The following is a 12,856-nucleotide window of genomic DNA, read 5'->3' as shown; positions in this document are numbered from 1 at the left end:
CTTCACTGCCTAGCCGACGGTCACCCCACCACATACGAACAGCGTCTGGCCAGTAATAAAACCACTGCGCTCATCACAGTAAAAGCTAACGGCCTGAGCGACATCCTCGGGCTGGCCCATGCGTTTTAGCGGAATATTTTCGACGATGCGTCGGGCGCGTTCAGAATCGGGTGGGTTGTTTTGCCAGAAAGCACTGGTCGCAATGGGGCCTGGCGCAACGCAATTAACCGTAATATTGTGTTCGGCAAGTTCCAACGCCCATGTGCGCGCCATGGATTGCAGTGCCCCTTTGGTGGCGCTATAGATCGTACGTGCCTCTTTGCCAAGTACCACTCGGCTGGTGTTCAGAACGATACGCCCCATGCCACTTGCCTTCATGCTGGGGAGCAGCGCCTGGGTGCAGATCAGCGCAGAGCGTACGTTCAGATGCATTAATTTATCGAAGTCCTCAAGCTGCGCCTCTTCAATCAGTGCGGGGGCAACAATGCCTACGTTATTGACCAGCCGTGTTACTGCATGGTGTTCGGCGATTTCTGCCATTACGCGGCGAGTAGCGTCTGCATCAGCCAGATCGACCTGATACGCATCTGCTTGTAGGGTCGGTGCTTCGGGTTCGACGATATCCACAACGACCACGCGATAGCCATCTTGCTGTAAGCGCAGGGCGATGGCTTGACCAATGTTTCTAGCGCCACCGGTCACGACGGCGCAGGGCTGTTGATCAGCAGGTTGGCTCATTTTGTTATCCTTGGCTGCGAAAATTTTATCTTTGTTTGAGTTCGAGGCTTAAAACGTTATTAGTCCTGACAGCGTCATTAGCCAAATGATTAAGCTGATTGTGAAGAAAGAAGCGATCGTCCCCACTAGCATGGCGGTGGCGCTAACCCCGCCTAAGCCATAGCGCTGGCCGAATAGCGGATAAATACTAATCATTGGCGAGGCAGCGAATAAGAGCGCACCGGCAAAGTAGATCGGCTCGATATCCGGAATAAGCAGGAACGCGACCAGGATGGCGAGGGGGTGAATAAGTAGCTTGCCGATCACGATCTGCCCCACATCGCGCATCATCCCCTTAACCTGAAGGCCAAATAGCGACCCCCCGATAACGAACAGCGCCGCTGGCCCCGCCGCATCCGCCAGCATATTGATCACTTTCTCAATTGGGCCGGGTATGGCGACGCCTGTTACTGCAATCAGTATACCCACCGTGAGCCCGATGAGTACCGGGTTTTTGGCCAGATTGAGCGCGGTTTGACGAACGGTTTTCCATACGCTTGACCCATGCTGGTTACCCATTTCAGCAAGAATCAGTGCGGTGGGAATAACAAGCAGGTTCTCAATGAGCATGTTGAGCGCCAAGAGCACCGCCGCCGGCGAACCGATGACCATCGCCGCCACCGGGTAGCCAACAAAACCACTGTTGGCTGCGGCCATGCCCAGCGCCTGCATTGCGCTAGCATTAAGGGGCTGGCGCTGCAACTTTAAACAAAGCACCAACCCAGCCCCTAACACCACTAGCGAACCAAGCCCATAAGCAACCAAATAGTGGGGCTGAAAAATAGCCTCCAAAGACTGCTGGTTTAGTGCGCGAATGACCAGGGCAGGCAGGGCGCAATACAGCACAAAAATGCCGACACCTTGCACCTGCTCGCGCTGCATCACACCACTCCACCGTGCCACATAGCCAATACCGATCAGCAGAAAGATAGGAGTGGTAATCGCGAGTATTGCGAGCATAGCAGCCTCTTCAGCGCCTCATGGTGGTCAATAGCGTAGTTCGAATGGCGAATTATTGTACGCTATTTTACAAAGGCATCATGGCTTACTTTGCGCGCTTGGCGAGACAAGCTGTTCAATATAGTGAGTACGCAGCGGTATCACATGAGGGTCGATTTGCTCAGTAGCGATGCGGTCATGGGTGAAAAAGCGAAACGCATCCACACCTTGAAACACGAACAGATCAACGCCCGAGAGCGTTTTAGCGCCGGCTTGCTGGGCGGCCTTCAAAAGTTCGGTGTGGGCGGGAATGTAGACGGCATCAAACACCCAGTGCTGGGCGCCTAGCCCAGCAGTATCGATCGGGCAACCGGGGTGATTGATGTGGCCGATCGGCGAGCAGTTGACCACGCCGTGCCACTGGGATAGTTCGCGCTGTGCCTGCTCAGGGGTGATGCATTGTGCGGTGATGCCCATGCTGTTGAGGTCATGGCTAAGGCTTTGCGCGCGACGCTCATCGCGCTCAAGAATATGGACACAGCTGGCCGAGAGCTCCCCTAGTGCACATGCTACCGCCCGACCCACGCCCCCAGCGCCGATCAATAAGACATTCCCCGCTGGCTGATCACCGAACGAGTGGCGGTAGGCGCTGATAAAACCGGTGTAATCCGTATTTTCAGCGCGCAAACCCGCCGCATCGAACAGTAAGGTATTGGCGGTGCCAACGCGCTTCACCCCTTCACCGCGGATATCGGCCAACTGTGCGGCCTGCTCTTTAAAAGGGAAGGTGACATTGGTGCCGCGGTAGCCCTCCTCACGCAGCCTTTGAATGGCGTTGGGAAAATCAAAATCCGCGACCCCCAGGCTGTCGACTAAATCGTAGCGCACCGGTACGCCTAACGATGCCCCTAAGCGCTCATGCAGGTCGGGAGATTGCGATTTGGCGATGCCCTCGCCGACCAGTCCCAGTTTGATCATGCTTGTTTCTCCCCTGCGTCATGGTTCGGCGCGTCTTGCGTAAGGCCGTCAATGGTAGCTTCCAGGCGCTGCTGCGCGGTGACACGCACAAAGGCATTTGGTGCACCGAGCCCTTGGTAGCCGTCACGCTGCACCAGCTCGAAGAAAAACGCTTTGCTGCCGGGCTGTGTATACAGCTGATGGAAGTCACCGCCACTGTCTTGATCAAAGAGGATATGGTGATCCTGCATCCACGCATGTGTTTGTGCTGGAAGGTCAAAACGTGCGGCCAGGTCGCGGTAATAGTTGCCGGGAATCGGCAGTACCGGTATCCCTGCCTGTTGCAGCGCTGCGCTGGTCTCACGCATAGCGCTGGTGCGCAGGGCGACATGATGAATCCCCGAGCCACCGTACTGGCGCACAAACCGGTTGCTGGCAGTATCCGGCGAGGCGCTGGCATTAAGCGCCAAGCGAAAACGGCCGTTATGATTTTGTAGCACTTGGCTCTGGATCAAGCCGCGGGGGTCGGTGACATCGAACGAGGGCGTGGGCTCCAGCTGGAAAATAGCGCGGTACTGCAGCATCAATGAGAGATAATCATGGTAGGAGAGCGCCACGCTAATGTGGTCGATATCCACCAGCGCCCCCTGCGGAACGGGCTGAACATCGACAGGGAACTCACGGTCCCAAGTGCGGCTGAGTTGCGAGTCATCAATGATATAGGAGAGGCTGCCATCCACATTGCGTAGCGCGCTCATGCGGTGGCTAGCACCGACTTCTTCGGGTTCGACGATATCGTATCCGAGCTTATCGGCGCGCTTGAATGCTTCATAAGCGTTACCTACCCGCAGGCCGATGGCGGTGACCGCGGTGGCATCGCGCCCCGGCACACGGCCGGTAAAGCTCGATTCGGTGTTGAGCACCAGATTAACGTCACCGGCAGCCCAGCGCTCGGCATTCAGCGTATGGTGGCGACCCACGCAGGCCATGCCCAGCGCGCCGAGTAGCGCCCGCAGCGATTCCAAATCCGCGGGCTCAACGGCGATCTCCAGAAAGGCGACCGACTCGATCGGTTGCGGCGCGGGAATCCCGCTGCCACTCTGCATACTGCGCAGCAAATGGTACGAGCGCAGCCCGTCGCGGGCGGTCTGGTCACTATGACCCATGCGAAAGACGTCGTTAAAAATCTCGTGGGAAAGCGGGCCGTCGTAGCGGGTCTCTTCCAGCATGGCCATAAAGCTATCCATCTGCAGCTCGCCCTGGCCGGGGAAGCAGCGGTAGTGGCGGCTCCACGATAGGTGATCCATGGAAAGACGCGGCGCATCGGCGGTCTGTACCAGAAAGATGCGATCCCCCGGAATACGCCCAATGGTGCCCAGCTCCGTTTGGCGGGAAAAGATATGGAAGGTATCTAGTACTAAGCCGACATTGGGATGCGCGGCACGTCGGACTACCTCCCAGCTGTCGCGGTAGTCGTGAATATGCCGCCCCCAGGCCAGCGCCTCATAAGCCACGCGCAAATTACGCCGCGCGGCACGCTCGCCGAGCTCATAATAGTCATCGGCGGCGCGGCTTAAGCCTGGTAATGAGTCGGGATGAACGGTACTGCACGCCATCAGCAGATCCGTACCCAGCTCTTCCATGAGGTCGAACTTGTGCTCGGCGCGGTCAAACGCTCGCTCCCGGGCGCGCCCTTGCAGCCCTTCGAAGTCACGAAAGGGCTGGAGAGTGACCAGTTTAAGCCCCCGGGAGCGAATCAGCTCGCCTGCCTCGCGGGGCGTGCCGGTGAACGCGGTGAGGTCGTTCTCAAACAGCTCAAGGCCTTCGAAGCCAGCGTCGGCAATGGCGTCTACTTTTTCTTCCAGCGAGCCGCTTAGGCAAACCGTGGCAATAGATGAGTACATGGCGTCATGCTCCTTATAGTGCGTTGAATCAGTAGCCCGCCAGGCGTGGCAGGAAGGTGACCAGCTCAGGCACAAAGGTAATCAGCAGTAGGATCAAGAACTGTACGCCCAGCATGGGTAGAATGCGGCGAATAATCGGTCCCATTCCCACCCCGGAGACGGACTCTGCAACAAATAGGCACAGCCCCATGGGTGGCGTAATCAGCCCCATCATCAGGTTGAAAATCACCACGATGCCGAAGTGCAATGGGTCGATACCCAGCGCCATCGCAATGGGGTGAAGAATGGGCACGAGTACCAAAATGGCCGCGATGCCCTCCAAGAACAGGCCTACCACCAGTAATAGAAGAATGACGGCAATCAGGAAGGTCCACTGGGTATCGATACTCATCAGCGCCCAATCAGTCAGCATATTGGGCACACGTTCGAACGTTAGCACCCAGTTGGCGGCGGCAACGGCCCCCATGATGACCATGATCACTGCACTATCGCGCATGGCACGAGCGAAGATACCCGGCAGGTTGACCAGCTTGATGTTGCGGTAGAGCACGACGCCCAAAATTAACGCATAGACCACGGCAAAAGCCGCCGCCTCGGTGGGTGTCACAATACCGGCGAGAATCGCCCCAACGACAAAAACGGGCATCAGTGCGGGTAGTAAGCCGTGCAGAAGCGCGTGGCGGCGTGACTGCTGCTTGGTCTTTGAGGTGACCATGTCGCCAGCAAAAAAGTAAACGTAAATCGAAAGCCCTAGCGCCAGCAGAAAACCCGGCACAATACCGGCCAAAAAGAGCCCGGGTACCGACACGCCAGACACCGTGAGCGCATAGATAATCACCGGAATGCTAGGGGGAATAATGGGGCCAATCACCGAGGATGCGGCCGTCAGCGCGGCGGCAAAATCACGCGGATAACCCTCTTTTTCCATTGAGGGGATAAATACTCGACCTAGCGCCGAGGTATCCGCTATCGCCGACCCTGAAAGCCCGGCAAAAATGACCGACGCCCAGATATTAACGTGTGCCAAGCCAGCTTTAAGTCGGCCGACAATGGCGCTGGCTAGATTAATAATACGGTGGGTGATGCCCGCTTCGTTCATCAGCTCACCAGCCAGAATAAACAGCGGAATCGCCAACAGCGGGAAAGACTCCATGCCACCGAAAAACTGCTGCGACACAATGCGAATATGGTAGGGCAAATCGCCGGTACTCATGAGCACCGTCAGCGAACCGAGGATGGCAAAGGCAAATGGCACACCGAGTAATACGAGTGCTAACAGCAGTATAAAAATCATGGCGAAGCCTCCTCACCAAGCTGCTCGTTCCAACGCAGCGCGCCCATTACCAAGGCAGAGAGACTGAGCAAGCCGCCGCCTACCAGCATAGACGTCTGAAACAGCCACATAGGCATGCCGGTACTCGACGAGGTGCGCCCGCCGCGAGAGGCGATAAACTCAACCGCCGACACCATCAGACCAATCCCCACCACGAAGACGATCAGGTCGACGAGCACGGCTTGCCAGCGCACCCAGCGAGGCGGCAGCAAGCGTCGAATAAGGTCAAAGCCGATGTGCTTGTCTTGTAAATATGCCCAGGACATACCGAACATCAGGCCGTAAATCATCAGGTAGATGGCGGTGTCTTCTCCCCAGCTAATGGAACCGCCATAGGTGTAGCGGGCAAAGGCATTGCCCGCGACCAGCAGAAATATCAGCATCATGGCAAGCCCTGCCAAGCTGCCATTGAACAAGATCAGACCACGATGTAGCCGGGTGAGAAGAGCAGACATAAGAGCACCTTCAATCAATAGTCAGGCACGCAGGGTTGCCACGTAGGATTGCGAGTGAACCATCAATGGTTCACTCGCAAGCGTTTGAGCAGGCGGGATTAAAAGTTCGCGGAGGCTTCTTCGACAGCCGATGAGAGGCGATCAATCCATTCGGCGTCATCGCCAAGCTCGTCACGCAGATATGCCTGAACCGGTGGCTGCGCTGCTTCGCGGAAAGCTTCCATCTGTTCAGCGGTGGGCTGGGTCACTTCCATGCCTTCTTCTTGCAGCTTGGTGATCCCCTGCGCAGAGTTGAACTGCTGGATGGCACGTCCGGTGGTGCCAGCGACCACAGCGGCACGTTTTACAGCGGCTTGCTCTTCTTCAGAGAGCGACTGGAATATCTCATCGTTGACCAGGATGTGATCCACGCCATAAACGTGGCGATCAAGCGTGAGATAGTCCTGGAACTCGTAGAAGTTATTGCCGTAGATCACCGAGATAGGGTTCTCTTGGCCATCAACGACGCCAGTGGCAAGTGCTGTCGGTACTTCACCCCAAGCGATGCCCTGGGGCTCACCACCCAGCGCGCTGACCATTTCCAGGTAGAGCGGAATGGTTTGTACGCGGAATTTCAGGCCTTCCATATCTTCGGGCGAGTTGATGGGGCGCACGGAGTTGGTGAAGTGGCGAAAGCCAGTCTCGCCGTAGGCTAATGTACGCAGGCCGGTTTGCTGTAAGCAGTGCTCCGCAAGCGCGGCGCCAAATTCGCCGTCCAATACTTGCCATGCCACTGGCGCCGACGGGAAAGTGTAAGGGATATCCGTCACCGCCACCGCTGGGCAGAAATTGGCGTAGGCGCCGGAAACCATGGCGATGCTAATCGTGCCATCCTGGGCGCCTTCGATTAGCTCGGTTTCACCACCGAGGGAGCCGGCAGGGTAGAGTTCCACGGTTAGGTCAGTTTCAGCCTCGACAAGGTTTTTGAATACCTGGCCCGCCGCGCCTTTTTTCGACGTGGTCCAATCATCAGGATCAACGTGGGCAAAGCGTAGTGTTTGTGCGGAAGCGGTGGCGGCAGATGCTAGCGCGGCGGCAGCGATAGCCGCCGTCAAGGCACGTTTTACGGAGGCAGGTTTTAATACAAACAGTGGGCGTAAAGACATTGTTATTGTCCTCTTATTGGGCCGTTGTCAGGGGGTTGAAAAGACCTCTAGCAGTGGCGTGCGTCGCCTTTTAACCCTTTCCCGAGCAACAATGTACGAAATGGTACGTTCAGTCAAGCTGTGGCATACTAGACAAAAGATGACCACGACAATAAAAGGCAAGCTCTATGACAGCCCCTTCGACCAAGGCCAGTCCTCCTGCCACGCGGCGTCGGCGCAAGAATGACCCCGAATCCGTGCGCGCCGATATTCTCGCAGTGGCTACTCGTGAGTTCTCAGAAAAGGGCCTCTCTGGGGCAAGAATTGATGAGATCGCCGAGAAAACCCGCGCCTCCAAGCGGATGATTTATTACTATTTCAATGATAAAGAGACACTCTATTTACATACCCTGGAGGCGGCTTATCAGAAAGTGCGTCTTCAAGAGGCCGAACTGGATCTTGATCACCTGGCCCCGCTCGAGGCGCTTAGCAAACTGGTGCGCTTTACCTTCTGTCATCACGCCAAAAATCCCGATTTTATTCGTCTGGTCATGATCGAAAATATTCATCATGGCCGGTTTATAGCGCAGTCAGCGTTAATTCAATCGCTCAATGCCGGGGTAATCGATGTGCTTACCAATGTGTATGCGCGAGGTGTCGAGGCTGGCTGTTTTCGTGAGGGTTTAGACCCACGGGAGTTGCACTGGCTGATTAGCGCGTTGTCCTTCTTTAATGTCTCAAACCAGCACACGTTTTCGCGTATTTTTGATTGGCATCAGGCCGCACCGGAAAACCAGCAAAAGTTAGAAGAACATGTTACCGACATGGTGTTGCGCTACGTGCGCGCCGACGAGAAGCTGTCTTAAACCGGAACACAAGCCATCGCGTGCCTACCTTTTCTGGCAAGCTGGTGTTTGCAAGTTAGCGCCTGTCTATTTAGCGTATAGTTCGAATGACGAACATATGTACAATTTTGCCCTGGACAACGTTATCAAGGAGGCCTGCTGCCCATGCCCGCTGGATTTTTAAAGCACCCGTTTATGAGCCAGCACGCAGTAGACGCGTGCGACGATAGCGCCATGGTGCATGCCATGTTGGCTTTTGAGTTAGCCCTAGCCGAGGTCCAGGAAACGAGCGGTGCGGTTCCTAACGGCGTTAGCCAGCAAATGCGCAGTCAACTGGAAAGCGCCAACTTTAATGTTGCCGATATTGCCGAGGGCATTGCCAGCGGCGGCAACGTGGCTATCCCTTTCGTAAAGCAGGGCAGGGCGCTGCTCGCCGATGAGCTCAAGCGCTACTGGCATCAAGGCGCGACGAGCCAGGATGTGGTCGACTCAGCGCTAATGCTGTTACTTAAACCACGTTTGGCCGCGCTGGATGCATTGCTGCTGCGCTGTCGCTCGGCGGCGACGACGTTAATGGAAGCTCACATCGACACGCCCATGGTGGGGCGTACGCTAATGCAGCAGGCGCTGCCGATCACCTTTGGCGTCAAGGTGGCCCACTGGGCGATCGGCCTGGAGCAGAGCCGCCGCCGGTTAAGCCACATTGAGCTCCCCGTTCAGTTCGGCGGTGCGGTGGGCGTGCACTCAGGTTGGGACACCTCGGGGCTTGAATGGATGGACGCGCTGGCCGAGCGGTTAGGCTTGGCCGCTCCAGTATTGCCCTGGCATACCGACCGTTACCCGATCCATGCACTTGGTAGCGCGTTAGATGCAGTGGCGGGCGCGGCTGAAAAAATTGCGCTGGATGTATCGCTGCTCACGCAAACCGAAGTCGGCGAAGTGGCAGAACCCTCGGCACCCGGGATGGGGGAGTCCTCCTCCATGCCCCATAAGCGTAACCCCGTTCGCAGCGCACTGATCCGCGCTGCGGCGAAACAAGTGCATGGCCACACCAGCGTGCTGATCAACGCAGCCGCCCAGCCTCTTGAACGTGGGCTGGGCGAGTGGCACGCGGAGTGGGCGCCGTTGATGGAGAGTGCTCTGCTGGTCGAGGGTGCACTAGAGCAGGTGGCGGTGCTGCTCGAGGGCCTTGAGGTGAACCCTGCGAACATGTGGCGAAATCTGGCAGCCACCGGGGGCGGTATTATGGCCGAGCCGGTAGCGCGATTACTGGCGCCTACGCTAGGGGCGGACAGAGCCAAAGCCGTTAGCGCAGAAGCAGCGGAAACCGCTCGCCTACAAGTGCGCGCTTATGCCGACGTGCTCGCTGACCAACCCGAAATAAAAGGCATCGTTGATGCCGATGCACTGCGTAAAGCCTGCGATCCTGCGTTATACCTTGGTAGCAGCTCAGCCCAGGTTATCCGCACTAAAAAGTGGCTAGAAAATAACTAAGAAGCTGAAAAGAATGGCTTTTATTTTATGCATTAGTAATAGGGAAGGGCTGGCTAGGCGCTAAATTAGCGCGTGAGGGTTTGACCGGGTTAGCGTTCAGCAGTAACTTGTTCGTATAGAGAATCTATGTTCGTTTAACGAACAAATACCAATAAGTTAGTCACGATCAGCTAAGAGGCACCCATCATGGCCGAGTTTCTCAGCTTGCATGACGCGGTAGCGCGCTACGTTCAAGACGGCGCCACCGTTGCCATGGAAGGCTTTACCCACCTGATTCCGTTTGCGGCGGGTCACGAAGTAATCCGTCAGAAAAAGCGCGACCTCACCCTGATCCGTATGACCCCTGACATCATTTACGATCAGATGATTGGCGCGGGCTGCGCTAAAAAGGTGATCTTCTCTTGGGGCGGCAACCCAGGCGTAGGATCGCTTCACCGCCTGCGTGATGCGGTCGAGAAAGGCTGGCCGTGCAAGATCGAGATTCTTGAGCATAGCCATGCCGCCATGGCCTGCGCCTTTGAGGCAGGCGCTGCGGGATTACCGATGGCGGTATTTCGTGGTTACATCGGCAGCGAACTGCCCAGCGTCAACGACCAAATCAAATTCATCGAGTGCCCGTTTACTGGCGAGCGCCTGGCAGCTGTACCGTCGGTGCGCCCAGACGTCTCGATCATCCACGCTCAGCGAGCGGATCGCCAGGGCAATGTGTTGGTCGAGGGCATTGTTGGCGTACAGAAAGAAGCAGTGCTGGCCGCCAAGCACAGCATCGTGACGGTAGAAGAGATCGTCGATGACCTGAAGGCGCACCCGAATGCCTGTGTCATTCCCAGCTGGGCTATCAGCGCTATTTCGGTCGCCGAGAAAGGCGCACTGCCATCCTACACCCACGGCTACTACGGCCGCAGCAACCGCTTCTACAAAGAGTGGGATGCCATCGCTCGAGACCGCGATACCTTCACCCAGTGGCTTGATGACAACGTTTACAGTACTGCTCACCATTCTGCAGGAGGCCAAGCCTGATGAGTCTGGAATACACCTCTTCTGAAATGATGTCGGTGACCGCCGCGCGGGCGCTGGAAAATGGCATGACCTGCTTTGTGGGCATTGGTTTACCCTCTGAAGCTGCCAACCTGGCGCGGCTTACTCACGCCCCTGACGTGGTGCTGATCTACGAGTCCGGCACGCTGCAAACCAAGCCCGATATTCTGCCGCTCTCCATCGGTGATGGTGAACTGTGCGAATCCGCTCTGACCACCGTGGCAGTGCCGGAAATGTTCCGCTACTGGCTGCAGGGTGGCAAGGTGGATGTGGGCTTTCTGGGCACGGCACAAATCGACCGTTTTGCTAACCTGAACACCACGCTGATCGGCGATTACAAAGCGCCCAAGGTGCGCCTGCCGGGCGGCGGCGGTGCGCCGGAAATCGCCACCAACGCCGGTGAAGTGTTTATCACCCTGAAGCACTCGAAGCGCGCCTTTGTGAAAGATGTCGACTTTGTCACCACGCTGGGCTTTGGCCGCGACGGCAAAGGGCGCGATAACGTGCCCAATATCGGCAAAGGCCCTACCCGAGTGATTACCGACCTGTGCGTGATGAAGCCCGACTCGGAGACCAAAGAGCTGTTAGTGGTATCGCTGCACCCCGGCGTGAGTCGCGAAGATGTGATTGAAGCGACCGGCTGGGAAGTGCGCTTTGCTGAGCAGCTTGAAAGTACCCCTGAGCCCAGCGAGAAAGAGCTAACCATCTTGCGTGAGCTCAAAGCACGTACTGAACGTGCCCACGCCGGCGAATAAGGAGTCATGCAATGAACGATGTTTATCTATGCCATCCAGTACGTTCGGCCGTCGGCAAATTTGGCGGGTCGCTGTCGAGCATGCGTCCTGACGATCTCGCCGCGCGTATTTTCGAAGCGCTGCTGGCTCGCGCCCCCGGTCTCGATCCGGCGGGCATCGACGATGTCATTATGGGCTGCGCCAACCAGGCGGGCGAGGACAACCGCAACGTGGCACGTATGGCGTTACTGCTTGCGGGTCTGCCGACGAGTGTTCCCGGCACCACCATCAACCGGCTGTGCGGTTCGAGCATGGACGCCATTGGTACGGCAGCACGCGCTGTGCGTGCTGGTGAGGCCGAGTTGATGATAGCTGGCGGCGTCGAGTCAATGTCGCGCGCGCCCTACGTGCTAGGCAAGGCCGACACGGCCTTTTCGCGCACCCAGACCATGGAAGACACCACCATTGGCTGGCGCTTTATCAACCCGCTGCTCAAAAAGCAGTACGGGGTCGATTCGATGCCGGAGACCGCCGAGAACGTTGCCGAGCAGTTCAAGATCTCTCGCGAGGACCAGGACCAGTTCGCTTTTGATTCGCAGCTCAAAACCAAGCGCGCTCAGGACAACGGTCGCCTGGCGCGGGAAATCGTCCCGATCGAGATCCCGCGGCGCAAGCAAGCGCCGCTGATCTTCGATACCGACGAGCATCCCCGCGAAACAACACTAGAAAAACTTGCCAGCCTGCCGACCCCGTTTCGAGCCGCCGGCTCCAGCGTGATGGGGTCAGTCACTGCCGGTAACGCCTCCGGCGTCAATGATGGTGCAGCTGCAGTGATTGTCGCCAGCGAAGCGGCGGTGAAACGCTATAACCTGACACCCATGGCGCGCATTCACGGCATGGCCACCGCTGGGGTGGAGCCACGCATCATGGGTATCGGCCCGGTACCGGCCACCCAGAAGCTTTTAAAGCGCTTGGGCATGAGCCTCGATCAGCTTGACCATATCGAACTTAATGAAGCCTTCGCGGCCCAGTCACTGGCCTGCCTGCGCGAGCTGGGTATCGACGACAACGATTCGCGGGTCAATCCCAATGGCGGTGCTATCGCACTCGGCCATCCGCTGGGCATGTCGGGTGCACGCATCATTACCAGCGCCATGCATGAGCTTGAGATCAAGCAGGGCCGCTATGCACTGTGCACCATGTGTATCGGCGTCGGGCAAGGTATCGCCACGCTGATCGAACGCGTTTAACGGAGG

The 12,856-nt window shown here is 57.2% G+C and carries 12 protein-coding genes; 5 read left to right on the top strand and 7 right to left on the bottom strand.

From position 1 onward, the window contains the following. Positions 1–9: 9 nt before the first annotated feature. The 7 genes from ACW44H_RS19100 to ACW44H_RS19070 all read right to left on the bottom strand — a co-directional run bounded on the left by ACW44H_RS19100 (position 10) and on the right by ACW44H_RS19070 (position 7,510). The gene (locus ACW44H_RS19100; RefSeq protein WP_457506066.1) at positions 10–738 is read right to left on the bottom strand and encodes an SDR family NAD(P)-dependent oxidoreductase; all 729 of its coding nucleotides are present in this window, start codon (positions 736–738) and stop codon (positions 10–12) included. Between the two features lie 48 nt (positions 739–786). Continuing rightward, positions 787–1,737, bottom strand: coding sequence for an AEC family transporter (locus ACW44H_RS19095; RefSeq protein ID WP_457506065.1), 951 nt, complete (start codon positions 1,735–1,737; stop codon positions 787–789). Positions 1,738–1,815: 78 nt separating this feature from the next. Continuing rightward, complete coding sequence (locus ACW44H_RS19090; RefSeq protein ID WP_457506064.1) at positions 1,816–2,694, bottom strand: shikimate dehydrogenase family protein; 879 nt, start codon at positions 2,692–2,694, stop codon at positions 1,816–1,818. Further along, the gene (locus ACW44H_RS19085; protein WP_457506063.1) at positions 2,691–4,577 is read right to left on the bottom strand and encodes a bifunctional sugar phosphate isomerase/epimerase/4-hydroxyphenylpyruvate dioxygenase family protein; all 1,887 of its coding nucleotides are present in this window, start codon (positions 4,575–4,577) and stop codon (positions 2,691–2,693) included. Before ACW44H_RS19085 ends, ACW44H_RS19090 begins: the two co-directional genes overlap by 4 nt. A gap of 28 nt (positions 4,578–4,605) precedes the next feature. Beyond that, positions 4,606–5,871 carry a TRAP transporter large permease gene (locus tag ACW44H_RS19080; protein WP_457506062.1) on the bottom strand — a complete coding sequence of 422 codons (1,266 nt, stop codon included), beginning with the start codon at positions 5,869–5,871 and terminating at the stop codon, positions 4,606–4,608. After that, positions 5,868–6,365 (bottom strand): TRAP transporter small permease, encoded by a 498-nt coding sequence (locus tag ACW44H_RS19075; protein WP_298965345.1) that lies wholly within the window; start codon positions 6,363–6,365, stop codon positions 5,868–5,870. The genes ACW44H_RS19080 and ACW44H_RS19075 overlap by 4 nt, the downstream gene beginning before the upstream one ends. 98 nt (positions 6,366–6,463) lie before the next feature. Further along, entirely contained in the window at positions 6,464–7,510 is a 1,047-nt protein-coding gene (locus tag ACW44H_RS19070) for a DctP family TRAP transporter solute-binding subunit (RefSeq protein ID WP_457506061.1), read from the bottom strand. Positions 7,511–7,677: 167 nt separating this feature from the next. Between ACW44H_RS19070 and ACW44H_RS19065 the strand changes: the two genes are divergently transcribed. The 5 genes from ACW44H_RS19065 (at position 7,678) to pcaF (ending at position 12,850) form a co-directional block, all read left to right on the top strand. Further along, positions 7,678–8,355, top strand: a complete 678-nt coding sequence (locus tag ACW44H_RS19065) for a TetR/AcrR family transcriptional regulator (protein ID WP_457506060.1) — start codon at positions 7,678–7,680, stop codon at positions 8,353–8,355. Positions 8,356–8,499: 144 nt separating this feature from the next. After that, the gene (locus ACW44H_RS19060) at positions 8,500–9,828 is read left to right on the top strand and encodes a class-II fumarase/aspartase family protein (RefSeq protein WP_457506059.1); all 1,329 of its coding nucleotides are present in this window, start codon (positions 8,500–8,502) and stop codon (positions 9,826–9,828) included. 186 nt (positions 9,829–10,014) lie between these two features. Continuing rightward, positions 10,015–10,848 (top strand): CoA transferase subunit A, encoded by an 834-nt coding sequence (locus ACW44H_RS19055; RefSeq protein WP_113270122.1) that lies wholly within the window; start codon positions 10,015–10,017, stop codon positions 10,846–10,848. Then, positions 10,848–11,621, top strand: coding sequence for a CoA-transferase subunit beta (locus tag ACW44H_RS19050; protein WP_457506058.1), 774 nt, complete (start codon positions 10,848–10,850; stop codon positions 11,619–11,621). The genes ACW44H_RS19055 and ACW44H_RS19050 overlap by 1 nt, the downstream gene beginning before the upstream one ends. 11 nt (positions 11,622–11,632) lie before the next feature. Further along, on the top strand, positions 11,633–12,850 hold the full coding sequence (gene pcaF, locus ACW44H_RS19045; protein WP_457506057.1) for a 3-oxoadipyl-CoA thiolase: 1,218 nt from the start codon (positions 11,633–11,635) through the stop codon (positions 12,848–12,850). Positions 12,851–12,856 lie beyond the last annotated feature (6 nt).

The organism is Vreelandella sulfidaeris Esulfide1, from assembly GCF_054072535.1.
Note: the sequence above shows the minus strand (reverse complement) of the source record. Positions and strands in the feature narration are given on the sequence as shown.

Excerpts from the sequence above, each read along its gene's own strand:
- ACW44H_RS19100 (WP_457506066.1), bottom strand. The coding sequence starts at position 738 with ATGAGCCAACCTGCTGATCAACAGCCCTGCGCCGTCGTGACCGGTGGC.
- ACW44H_RS19095 (WP_457506065.1), bottom strand. The coding sequence starts at position 1,737 with ATGCTCGCAATACTCGCGATTACCACTCCTATCTTTCTGCTGATCGGT.
- ACW44H_RS19090 (WP_457506064.1), bottom strand. The coding sequence starts at position 2,694 with ATGATCAAACTGGGACTGGTCGGCGAGGGCATCGCCAAATCGCAATCT.
- ACW44H_RS19085 (WP_457506063.1), bottom strand. The coding sequence starts at position 4,577 with ATGTACTCATCTATTGCCACGGTTTGCCTAAGCGGCTCGCTGGAAGAA.
- ACW44H_RS19080 (WP_457506062.1), bottom strand. The coding sequence starts at position 5,871 with ATGATTTTTATACTGCTGTTAGCACTCGTATTACTCGGTGTGCCATTT.
- ACW44H_RS19075 (WP_298965345.1), bottom strand. The coding sequence starts at position 6,365 with ATGTCTGCTCTTCTCACCCGGCTACATCGTGGTCTGATCTTGTTCAAT.
- ACW44H_RS19070 (WP_457506061.1), bottom strand. The coding sequence starts at position 7,510 with ATGTCTTTACGCCCACTGTTTGTATTAAAACCTGCCTCCGTAAAACGT.
- ACW44H_RS19065 (WP_457506060.1), top strand. The coding sequence starts at position 7,678 with ATGACAGCCCCTTCGACCAAGGCCAGTCCTCCTGCCACGCGGCGTCGG.
- ACW44H_RS19060 (WP_457506059.1), top strand. The coding sequence starts at position 8,500 with ATGCCCGCTGGATTTTTAAAGCACCCGTTTATGAGCCAGCACGCAGTA.
- ACW44H_RS19055 (WP_113270122.1), top strand. The coding sequence starts at position 10,015 with ATGGCCGAGTTTCTCAGCTTGCATGACGCGGTAGCGCGCTACGTTCAA.
- ACW44H_RS19050 (WP_457506058.1), top strand. The coding sequence starts at position 10,848 with ATGAGTCTGGAATACACCTCTTCTGAAATGATGTCGGTGACCGCCGCG.
- pcaF (WP_457506057.1), top strand. The coding sequence starts at position 11,633 with ATGAACGATGTTTATCTATGCCATCCAGTACGTTCGGCCGTCGGCAAA.